Below are 1,356 nucleotides of genomic sequence, written 5' to 3'. Positions count from 1 at the left end.
CCGGCGGCCAGCAGCGCGGCGAGCCTCGGTAGGTAGTCCTGCGGCAGCGGCGGACGGCTGTCGTCGACCACGAACGGCGGCTCGACGACGGCCAGGCGCGTGATGCCGGGCAGGCGACGGGCCGCGTCGAGGGCGAGGACGGCGCCGGAGGAGAACCCGCACACCGCCGCCGCGCCGCCGGCCTCCGCGACGAGTGCCTCGATGTCCTCGATCTCGCGGGCCACGGCGTACGGCGCGGTGTCCCCGCTGCCGCCCCGGCCGCGGCGGTCGTACCTGATCACCGTGAAGGACGGGGCGAGGAGCGCGGCCAGCCGCTCCGCGACCGGGTCGCACGCCCGGTGGCGGAGCGCGCCGCCGACGAGGACGACCGGCGGCCCCCCACCCGCGCGGTCGAACGCGATGGGGGTGCCGTCGGCCGAGGTCACGGTGCTCATCGGGGGCCGGACCCGGCGGCTGGTCAGCCGGCCGGGGGCACGTTGAGGTTGACGTGGAAGAAGTTGTCCGGGTCGTAGTCCCGCTTCACCTCGCGCAGGCGCCGCCAGTCGTCCGGGGTGTAGGCCGCCTCGGTCCGGGCGGGGTCGTGCAGGAAGTTCAGGAAGGTTCCGCCGGTCACGTGCGGCCGCAGTGCCCGCTCGATCTCGGGGACGTGCGCGTCGAGGACGACCGACAGCGGCACCGAGCGGTGGGCGACCGGCCCGGCGTCCGGCCCGGCCGCGGCGATGGCGCCGCCCCAGTGGCGGATCTCGACGGTCGTGACCGGCGAGCCCGGCCGCTCGCCCGCCCGCACCAGCGTCTCGATAACCGGATCGGACAGCGTGTGGAGCAGCTCCACGTGCATGGGCGCGGTGCCGCCCATCATGGCGTGCCCGAACGGCGTCGTCCGCATGGTGTCCAGCAGCACAGGTCCCGCCGCCGCCCACAGAGGCCGCAGGGCCCGGCGGGCCTCGTCCGCCTCGCCCGCGTACATGGCCTGGATGCCGACCACCCGCCTGCCGCGCAGCTGCGGGGGCAGGCCCCGATCGTGCGGCATCCGGGTGATCAGGATCGCGGTGCTCAGCTCGTCGGGCGCGCCGGCGATCCAGTCGCGGTAGAACGCGAGCGTCTCCGCGGCCCGGTCGGCGGCGAAGAACGCGGTGCCCGCGTGGACGCGGGAGACCGGGTGGAGCCGGAACTCCAGCGAGGTCACGACGCCGAAGTTGCCGCCGCCGCCGCGCAGGGCCCAGAACAGGTCGGGATGCCGGTCGGGGCCGACCGCGACGATGTGGCCCTCGGCCGTGACGACCTCGGCGCGGACCACGCTGTCCGCGGCGAAGCCGTACTTGCGGGCGAGCCAGCCGAAACCGCCGCCGAGCGTGT

At 76.0% G+C, this 1,356-nt stretch carries 2 protein-coding genes; both read right to left on the bottom strand.

The window, feature by feature from the left end; genetic code table 11:
• Positions 1 to 434, bottom strand: a 434-nt coding sequence (locus tag AB0J39_RS39560; RefSeq protein WP_363474350.1) for an alpha/beta hydrolase, incomplete at its 3' end; no start/stop codon positions are given.
• Between the two features lie 23 nt (positions 435 to 457).
• Positions 458 to 1,356, bottom strand: an 899-nt coding sequence (locus AB0J39_RS39555; protein WP_363474348.1) for a BBE domain-containing protein, incomplete at its 5' end; no start/stop codon positions are given.

Source organism: Microbispora sp. NPDC049633, from assembly GCF_040675265.1.
GTDB lineage: Bacteria > Actinomycetota > Actinomycetes > Streptosporangiales > Streptosporangiaceae > Microbispora > Microbispora maris.
The sequence above is the reverse complement of the archived record's forward strand: the minus strand, read 5'-3'. Positions and strand labels throughout refer to the sequence as shown.